Annotated in this window: 8 protein-coding genes and 2 riboswitches; of the genes, 1 reads left to right on the top strand and 7 read right to left on the bottom strand. The window is 40.5% G+C overall.

Going from position 1 to position 9706, the window contains the following annotated elements; translation table 11 throughout:
* Positions 1 to 258: 258 nt before the first annotated feature.
* The 4 genes from PUQ00_RS30885 to ntrB form a co-directional block, all read right to left on the bottom strand.
* Positions 259 to 879, bottom strand: coding sequence for a universal stress protein (locus PUQ00_RS30885; protein WP_300423637.1), 621 nt, complete (start codon positions 877 to 879; stop codon positions 259 to 261).
* 247 nt (positions 880 to 1126) lie between these two features.
* Positions 1127 to 1347: riboswitch (cyclic di-AMP (ydaO/yuaA leader) on the bottom strand.
* A 38-nt stretch (positions 1348 to 1385) separates the two neighbouring features.
* A complete protein-coding gene (locus tag PUQ00_RS30880) occupies positions 1386 to 2222 on the bottom strand; it encodes a nitrate ABC transporter ATP-binding protein (protein WP_300423636.1) in 837 nt (278 codons plus the stop codon).
* 53 nt (positions 2223 to 2275) lie between these two features.
* Positions 2276 to 3718, bottom strand: coding sequence for an ABC transporter substrate-binding protein (locus PUQ00_RS30875; RefSeq protein ID WP_300423634.1), 1443 nt, complete (start codon positions 3716 to 3718; stop codon positions 2276 to 2278).
* A 234-nt stretch (positions 3719 to 3952) separates the two neighbouring features.
* Positions 3953 to 4804 (bottom strand): nitrate ABC transporter permease, encoded by an 852-nt coding sequence (ntrB, locus tag PUQ00_RS30870; RefSeq protein WP_300423633.1) that lies wholly within the window; start codon positions 4802 to 4804, stop codon positions 3953 to 3955.
* A 97-nt stretch (positions 4805 to 4901) separates the two neighbouring features.
* A riboswitch (cyclic di-AMP (ydaO/yuaA leader) is annotated at positions 4902 to 5110 on the bottom strand.
* Positions 5111 to 5526: 416 nt separating this feature from the next.
* Between ntrB and PUQ00_RS30865 the strand changes: the two genes are divergently transcribed.
* On the top strand, positions 5527 to 6717 hold the full coding sequence (locus tag PUQ00_RS30865) for a HAMP domain-containing sensor histidine kinase (RefSeq protein WP_300423632.1): 1191 nt from the start codon (positions 5527 to 5529) through the stop codon (positions 6715 to 6717).
* Positions 6718 to 6811: 94 nt separating this feature from the next.
* Here PUQ00_RS30865 and rnc read toward each other — a convergent pair whose 3' ends face one another.
* From rnc to PUQ00_RS30850, 3 genes are all read right to left on the bottom strand, one after another.
* A complete protein-coding gene (gene rnc / locus PUQ00_RS30860) occupies positions 6812 to 7498 on the bottom strand; it encodes a ribonuclease III (RefSeq protein ID WP_300423630.1) in 687 nt (228 codons plus the stop codon).
* 135 nt (positions 7499 to 7633) lie between these two features.
* Complete coding sequence (locus PUQ00_RS30855) at positions 7634 to 8434, bottom strand: NYN domain-containing protein (protein WP_300423628.1); 801 nt, start codon at positions 8432 to 8434, stop codon at positions 7634 to 7636.
* A 559-nt stretch (positions 8435 to 8993) separates the two neighbouring features.
* Positions 8994 to 9602 carry a hypothetical protein gene (locus PUQ00_RS30850; protein WP_300423627.1) on the bottom strand — a complete coding sequence of 203 codons (609 nt, stop codon included), beginning with the start codon at positions 9600 to 9602 and terminating at the stop codon, positions 8994 to 8996.
* Positions 9603 to 9706: the final 104 nt, after the last annotated feature.

Below are 9706 nucleotides of genomic sequence, written 5' to 3'. Positions count from 1 at the left end.
ACTTTAGATTCTTCTGATTCCTTGTGTCAAGCCTGATTGAGATGCTCTTACCCTGTCTGGTTATCTTGAAGAGTCTTCATGAAGATAGCCGCGATCGCGTAAGAAAGGTGTACAGCATTGGCGACTACAAATGCTCGCCAGTTTTCCACACCCTAGCTCCCAAAGTTTATTTATTTAGTAGCAAAAAAAGCCAGCTAGTTATAGGTGACTTATGTATGATTATAATTTGATAAAAATTACTAAAATTCTGAACAGCGATTATTGCTCAATACAACTAGGAATGCCCAAAACGGCGCAGGGGAAATTAGAACCTAGTGCCTCAATCATCGGATGATTGATAGAGTTACAACCTAGAAACAAAATATCGGCAGCTTCTGACTCAACAACTTTGTTAAGTTCTGTGGAAATGCCGCCAAACCGCAAATGAGATTTGAAGGAACCCTGCCATTCTTCAGCTAAACTTCGGGCTTGCCAGAGAATTATATCTGCTTGTTGCAGGGGAGTTACCACTGTGTGCAATTTGGGTTGAGTTAATACCAGTGTGACAGACTTTGATACTTGACTGATTTGACATTCCAATGAAGGCTGTTGTTCTGGAAAGCTCAAGATGTTTGGATACTGACTGCTTTGATTGTCTTCTACCACATAAACGGCTTGAACTGTGACTTCTGCATTAGTGGCTAGACGCGTTTGATGGGCAATCCAAAAGGCAATATCTAGTGCCGTATGACTGTTAGGAGATGCGTCATAGGCAACAATTAAATTAACTGCTTTTGAGCTTTCAGGTTTTTTATAAAAAGGTTCTTTTGGTTCTGGCAGCAGTACCATTTGTTCAATTAAGTCATCTCGGCCTGTGGCACTTTGCAGACGTGCTAACATTGGCTTAATTTGCACAGCTTTACTTCTCCTAATGAAATGAATTAGCAATGAGAAGCAGGGGGACAAATTTTAGATTTTAGACTTCGGCTATGCTCAGTCCTTCCCTACGGGACGCTACGCGAACGACAAGGCTGAGGAATCGTCGAACGATTTTGGATTTTAGATTGAGTGACGATAAGCAAAATCTCAAATCTGAAATAAGTCAAGGAAACCCCAATAATAACTGTATTACAGCCAAAGTTTTGGGGGTTCCTTCCATTGCCTACGGAGTTAGTTGACGGGCTAAGACTGGAAGGTGTCTCTCTCTTAGGAGTGCTGAGTGCTGTTAGCGGATAGCTAGGGTTTAGCCCGTGCTGAGTGCTGAGTTAAAGATTAATAATTCCTAACTCCTGACTCTTAACTCCTCACTTTCTATGAGATACGCCCCACAATATGGTTCCTCCGCTCCAAATTCAGCTTTCATGAATTTGAATTAGGCTACCCACTAAAAAAAATGATAATCTAATCTACTCGTCTTCAGCAAAATATCGATCAAGGAAATTTAGGGCGTGGTTGCGGAGTTCAAAATATTCTTTTGAGTTTCGTATGGCAGCGCGATCGCGTGGACGCTCAAAAGGAACTTCTAATATCTCCCCTATACTAGCAGCTGGCCCATTGGTCATCAACACGATGCGATCGGACATATAAATTGCTTCATCTACATCATGGGTAATCATCATCACTGCTTGCCGATGATTTTCCCAAATATCTAATACTTGCCGCTCCAATTTGCCACGAGTTAGTGCATCTAGTGCCCCAAAAGGTTCATCCATCAGCAACATTTTGGGCTGAATTGCTAAAGCTCTGGCAATACCTACTCGTTGTTTCATACCTCCAGAAATTTCATCAGGATATTTGTCTGCTGCCGCCGTCAAGTTTACCATTGCCAAGTGTTGATTTACAATGCTGATTTTCTCGGATCTCTTAGCATTTTTTAACACTTCATCCACGGCTAAACGGATATTTTCTCGCACTGTTAACCAAGGTAACAGCGAATAGTTCTGAAATACCACCATCCTTTCGGGTCCTGGCTGACGAATTTCTTGTCCATCTAGCCGAACTGAGCCGGAAGTGGCTTTTTCTAAACCAGCTACTATCTTTAGCAGAGTTGATTTCCCACAACCTGAGTGACCAATTACAGAAATATATTCATCTTCACCAATCGTAAGATTAACTCCATCTAAAACGACAAAGTTATCTTTATCAGGTGTCGGATAAGACTTGACTAAATTTTCAATTTCTAAAAATCCAGGGCGGGGCAGAACTTCGGTCTGTGTATTAATAGGTAATGAGGTATATTCCATCATCAAATGCTCCGGAAATAATTTAGTCATCAGTCAATATTTGAACTTGGGATTTAAGACATGAAAAAGTTCGTGGGAGCGTTAGCCCTGATGGCAAAACTATTTAGATAACCCACAGGATCGCTGGGGTCGAAGCCTTTCTTATCTATAAATACTTCTGGTGGTTCGACCTTGTAATCATCCTTGGGACACTTGATGCCCATTTCAGATGCTATCTCCCGATATAAATCTGTTCTCCAACCAAGTTCTGCTAGTTTCTCGGCATTTTTGGGGAATTCCTTAATTTGTCCCCACCGGGCTGCTTGCGTCATCAACCAGATACTTCTCGATCTCCATAAAAATGTGGAGTGTTCTCCTGGCTGTTTGGGAAGGTTGTCAGGAATATCGAAGAAAATCGTGGTGTCAGCGGCTTTGATGGTACGGTCTTTGCCGTCAAAGCCGCCATAGTTGTAATTGCCGAGAATTCCCGGACTTGTAAACTTCGCGATTGGAGCATTTTTCTTTTTAGGTCTAGCACCTGTAAAGGAACGGTCTGTGATCAATTCGGCTACTTCTTGGCGGTTTTCTACTTTGCTGCAATACTGGCAAGCTTCAATCATCGCCTTGACTAGTGAACGATAAGTTTTAGGATATTTGTCGATGAAAGATTGCATCACCCCCAACAGTCGATCTGGGTGTCCCAACCAGACTTCTTTACCTTGTGCAAAGGTAAAGCCGATGTTTTCATTACCTGTTATTGCTCGTGTGTTCCAGGGTTCTGCAACCATGTAAGCTTGCATTGCACCAATCCGCACGTTTGTTACCATTTGAGGCGGCGGAACGATGATGATGCGAAATTCTTTAAGCGGATCAACACCTGCGGCGGCGGATATATAGCGGACAAAGTATTCGTAAATAGCAGAACTTAGAACAACTGCCCAAACTTTGCGTTCTGGCGGCTGCTGGTCAAAGTAGCCTCGAAAATCGCGCCCAAAGGCTTCCAAAGCACCATCACCATATTTTTCTTGATACTCGTACCACGGACGCAGCCCAAAATCCCACATGGCTTTGTTCATGGTCATGGCGTTACCGTGGCGGTGGATGGTCATCGCTGCACACAAGGGGGCGTGGCGTGCGCCTTCGGCACCAATTCTGGCGTTGGTGACGGCACCGGATACTACGGGTGAAGCATCTAGGCGACCAAAAATTAAACCGTCGCGGGAGGTGGCCCAACTGGCTTCGCGGTTGAGTGTGACGTTCAAACCATATTTGCGGAAGAAGCCTTTTTTCCAGGCGATCGCAAATGGCGCACAATCATTAACGGGAACGTAACCAATAGTGAGATCAGATTTTTCTAGGTCTTGGGATCTAATTACTGGTTGTATAGCTAAGGCTTCTTCAGTCAATCCTTTGGCTGATCTATCTCCTGAAATCGCGCAGGAGGATAGCGCTATTCCCGTTGTGGTTGCTCCTATTCCTTTGATAAAGTCTCGTCGAGTCCAATTATAATCACTCATTTTTGTAGCTCCATTGCTGATTAATTATTCACGCTACAGGCGCTGAGTTAATGAGCGTCTTAGTACAGCATTTCCGAAATTCGTAGCTTTTTTAAACGCAGAGGGGAGGCAGCGCGTTGCGGGGGGAACCCCCGTTGTAGCGACTGCCGTCGCGCTGAGTTTTGCCAATTTTAATTCGCTTCGTTATGAACTTATCAAATTCTGTACTTGGTGTTTTGATGCGAAAAAGTTTAATTAGTTAGAAGCTCTCGGACGCCGAGTTATTAATTCTTGGATTTTGCCCACGGCGTAATCTAGGATTAACCCAGTTAAGCCAATTATCAACACAGCTAAAAACACTGAACTCAGGTTTAAGCGACTCCATTCATCCCAGACAAAAAAGCCGATACCAATACCGCCTGTCAGCATTTCTACGGCGACGATTACTAGCCAAGCTATCCCTAAACTAATTCGTAAACCTGTAAAAATATACGGCAAACTTGCAGGCCAGATGATTTTTGTAATTCGTCGCCAACGGTGCATTTCCAGCACTCGTGCTACATCTAAATAATCTTGGGGAACGCTACAAACTCCTAAAGCGGTATTAATAATTGTTGGCCATAAAGAAGTAATAAAGATTACAAAAATGGCTGAAGGATCTGCTAAATTGAAAATTGCTAAAGCGATGGGCAACCAAGCTAGGGGCGATACGGGTTTAAAAATTTGAATGATCGGATTGAGCGCTAACATTGCTGATCTGGACATGCCAATTAGAAACCCCAGAGGAATAGCTACTACTGCACCTAATAAAAAGCCTAGTAATACCCGGCGCAGACTTGCTATCAACAACCAACCAATTCCCAAGTTGCCGGGGCCTCGTTGATAGAAGGGATTTAAGATGTAGTCTAGATTAGCGATTAGCGCTTCTGGTGGGGTAGGCATCAATTCATGGTTGGCAAGTGCAACAATCCACCACAGCAGAATTATTCCCAAGAAACCCAATATAGGTAGAATGAAGACATCTCTAAGGATGACAGGTTTTGCCTTTTTCCAAACGGCTTGTCCTGCGATCGCTGCGATCGCAGCTAAATTTAGTTGAAATATCATTTACGACCTCAACAGATTTAAGTGCAGGTACAAAACATTTGAGCAGTACCAGCCTTGGACACCGATGAGATCGGAACATTATAAAAATGCCGTCTCTTCAGTCTCCTCTCAATGCCTACGAAGTTAGCTGACGGGCTAGGGCTGAGAGATGCCCTTCTGAAGAAAGTTATGAGTTATGAGTTGAGTATTAATAACTTCTAACTCCTCACTCTCAAATTTTCACTTTCTCTGAGATACGCCCCACAATTTGGTTCCTCCGCTCCTACGTCACGTACTGTGATGTGATGGATTAGGCTGACTTACTCTAATGGATACTAATTATCGACAATATAACATCAATGCTCAGTAAAAGCCAACTGTATTCTGATAAATATTGTTTATTTCAATACCAAAATCAAGTCTGTCTCCTTGCTTTTCGGTAATTAACAAAATTTATAATTTTAGTTGTATTGTGAGTGAACTTATTGCACACACAGCTAAACAATAATAGTTAAATCAATCATCAAGTTTGTTATCTTATTGATTAACATTTATTAAGATAAATTATATTATACTTCCTAAATCTCATATACGGGTATTAATCCAGCAAACAAACGAACATATAAAATCTATTTCTTTTGGTAGGTTAAATAAATCGCTAATTCTGGTATAAAACCACTACACTCGCTAAACTAATTGCATATGGAAGTTTACTCATCTATCTCCTAGCTGAATTTAACATAATGGATTTTAGTCAACTACTGGCTGAAAAAAGGGACAGCATCCTTGATAAATGGATTGTAGCAGTTCGCAAGGATAGACTAATTGAAAGTGCTGATGACCTATCTTACACAGCGATCAAAAATCATATCCCTGATGTGTTGAAAGCTATGGTGACAGTGCTTTCAAAATCCCAGGATAATAATATTCAGTCGATAGTTATTGCCAGTTTCCAGCATGGAGCTATTCGAGCTGAACAAGGCTTTGATCCAGCAGAAATCGCCAGAGAATATTATCTGCTGCGAACAATAATATTTGATGCTCTACAAACAGATTTATTGCGTGGAACCCCGTCAGAAATAATTCGTTCCATGCGTTTGATAGACGCAATTGTAGATGAAGCAATCGCTCGGTGTTTCAAGAGTTATGTTGAGGAGAGGTTACGACAATTACAGGAGTTACAGTCATCACTAACGCTCCATAATGAAGAACTCACACGCTTAATAGATACTAATCAAGAGTATATTTCCCAACTAGCCCATGAATTGAAACATCCTCTAACTTCTATTATTGGTTACTCGGATTTGTTTTTACGCCAAGAACGACGAAAGACTGAGGTGAAAGACACTTCTGCCAATTTAGAACACATTGAGCGAGTGCTACGCAATGGTAGACAATTACTGCGCCTGATTAACAATGTATTAGAACTTTCGCGGTATGATGCAGGGCAGATAAAACTCAAACTAGTGCCTACCGATGTGCATGAATTAATTAATAATGTATGTGAAATGTTGGAACCTTTAGCTGCTGGGAAAAATTTAAAAATCGTAGTAGATTGCGATCACGCTCCCAAACAATTAATCACAGATTATTTTCAATTCCAACATATTGTCACAAATCTTATTAGTAATGCAATTCGTTATACACAGTCGGGGACTATTATTATAATGTGTCAGGTGTTGGAAAATCAGAGATGGGCGATCGCAGTTTCTGACACTGGAATTGGCATTGCACCCGAAAACCAAGCCCAGATATTTGAACCCTACTTTCGCGTAAGTTCTAGCGATCGTCCTTATCTTCCTGATAGTACAGGATTGGGGTTAGCGATCGTCTCCCGCTTGGTGAAACTATTGCAAGGTCAAATTAACCTAGTCTCTGAGGTGGGCGTTGGTTCTACTTTCACTGTAATTTTGCCCTTAGAAATGAAGATTTGAGAAAAGGCATATCAAAGTACATTCATTGAAATAACTTTTCTTAGACTAGTTCTGATTTGGTTTCTGCGGTAAGGCGTGAGATAAAAAATCATCTCTACAACAAACCTTGTTTTTTCAACTTAGCTAGCGCATCTTCAGCAGCAGCTTTCTCAGCATCTTTCTTATTGCGTCCCTTACCTTCGCCGTACATTTTTTCAACCACAAGTACTTTGGCTACGAACTCTGGCGCGTGAGAAGGGCCTCCTATTTGTTCTGTGAAATACTTGGGGGGAGTTGGAGTAACGTTGCGTTGTACCCATTCTTGAAAGCGATTTTTTGAGTCCACATTAGAACGAGACACAACTATATGCTTAGGATCTACAGAATCAAACAACGGTTCTATAATTGCGCGAACTGCTTCAATGTTGGAATCATTATCCAAATAGTAAGCACCAAGGACTGCTTCAAAGGTGCTACTGAGCAAATTAGGGTTTTGGTAGCCTCCATCTCGAATTGCGCCTTTTCCTAACCGCATTCTAAAGTCTAAACCTACCTCCTCGGCGAACTTTGCCAATTGCTTTTCATCTACCAGCGCCGAACGCCGCCGCGTTAATTCATCTTCTCCCATTTCTGGGTGACAACTATATAGATACTCGCCACTTAAGAAATTCAGCAAAGCATCACCGAGGAATTCTAAGCGTTCATTGTGTTCGCCTTCTCCGGGGTTTTCATGGACATAAGAACGGTGAGTAAGTGCTTGTCGCAGAAGTTTTTCATTATGAAATATTAGAATTTTGTGCATTTTATCTCGTGGATTGTTGCGTAAATTGACTGTTGGGAAACTTTACGAGTGCTATTGTCTTCAGACATGAAAAAACCGCAAATAGCGGTGTTGGTAAAACCCAGCCTTTACTCAACTGGGTTTTTAAAAGCTCTTTTAAGCAGCTAGTTTGTCTAACTCAACTAAAAACAATTCCTGATTTTGCTTTCGGATTTTGCCATCTTTTACAGCAACATCAATAAACTGGCTAAAACTATTAAATTTCTTGCCATTAGCCGTAGAAATAGATGAGCATCCTTGATAGTTAGCACAACGTTGACGCATCAATTGATCGATGCGACCAAATACGGTAGGCTTACCTTGGCTTAAAGCAGTGTTGATAGCTTCAATTAAATATTCTATAACCTCATTGTAATTAATCTCAGACACAATACCCGTATTTTGAGGTTGAGTCTTATTGCTATTACCAACTAACTGAGGTAATTCATCTACAAAGTAGAAGTTTTCATTACCAACTAGTTTAATCAACTTTGGATTCTCACTACCTCGTTGAGCAAAGACAATGACTTTTTTACCTAAAGCCTTTAAAATACAAATTAAACCAGCATAGTCCCAATCTCCTAACACGAGGATAATTATATTAACAGAAGCATTAAAGGCAACCCAATTAATACAGTCACTTATCAATCTATAATCTGCACGATTCTCTGAATGATCAGAAACATTAACACCCTTCATACCAAGATTTTCTAGCTCATTTTTGATAGAAACTTGGTCTATGTAGTCTGAATTATAGTAGACATTTTTGCAGCCTATACGCCCCTTAGATTGAGCAAATTCCAGCAAAAGATGACCCTTTCCTTTAATTGAAGAGACGTTCTGAATATCGGCAAAAATACCGTTAAAATTTTTCTGCTGGCTTGTTTGTTTTTTGGGAAATTGATTAACGTGTGTCATTGTAATGTATCCAGTATTCTTTGGTGAACTGGACAGCTTCAACAAATTACACATCTAGCAGTAGCAGGACTTTATACGAGGAATTTATACTCAAAAAGTACTATCCTGCAATAAAGCTTTCTACCGTCGCTTTTGTTTGGTTCAAGTCTCAGCCGTAGAACTCCTGGGTTCCTACCAAGTTTCGCGTCATCCTTTCCCCTGAACATTCATCCAAACATCTTGTCTTCCCGTTGAAAGTCTAGTCAATCAGTTGACTTGACATTGGACTGAATACTCAGCCGAAGGGATGACACGAAGCTCGGCAGGAAACTAGGAATTCTGCTGCTGAGACAAGACCAAAAACCTGCGCTTTAGAGTGCGGTTATTTTGCTGTCGTTAAATATACATTGCCATACCTGTTGCTAGATGTCAATATAGTTATTCATGAAGATTCGTAAAAGCATAGATGCGTAGTGGCTTGTCGTTAGACATCGCACTTATCAATCAACTTTAAAAATCATTTATGGTCTCTTCTCAAAGCCAGCATTTATTTAAAAAGTTCTTCTATTTAATAAATAATTTACGGCTTACTTTGCGCGATCGCACTATACAAAATACCTAAAATTTTCTTAATATCCTTGATATAATATTCACTCAAATCAATCGAAACTATATTTTCTTGAAGCTTGAGAAATTGCCATATCGTACCGATAGTAACAGCACCATATATAGCTTTGATTTGATTTTCACCTCTCTCGTTAAATAACTGAGCAGCTACCATTTCGGCAATACATTGCGCTAAACCAGACCGTAAATTCTCATTTTTACTTTCTACTAGGACAATCACCGGACTACGTACAAGCAGCTGCTCGGAAGAAAGACTCAAAATAAAATCACAAAAGCCATTTAATCCTCGTTGGCTATCAACAGTAAAATCAACTCCAGAAAAAAAGCTTATTTCATAATTAAATTTGCGTCTAATTTCTAACAAAATTGGACTGATTATCATTTCACTCCGAGCTTTCTCTGAACTTATCGCTACTGCTAAATCAACATTTTCCTTCAGGATAGTAGATAATAAATCACTACATTCTTGGTCCTGTACATTTGCAAATAGTCCAGATGACTCGTGGATAACTAACCCAAAAGAATCAAGAACTTCAATAAGTTTGAAATCACTATAAGCCATAAAACTTCCTCTTTGGTCTTATGACTGAATCTTATCTCATTGCTATATATATAGGACTCCTATTTGATTTCTGAACAAGACTAAGAGAGAATACGGAGAGGTTT

The sequence above is a fragment of the Nostoc sp. S13 genome, assembly GCF_029379315.1.
Classification (GTDB): domain Bacteria; phylum Cyanobacteriota; class Cyanobacteriia; order Cyanobacteriales; family Nostocaceae; genus Nostoc.
Note: the sequence above shows the minus strand (reverse complement) of the source record. Positions and strands in the feature narration are given on the sequence as shown.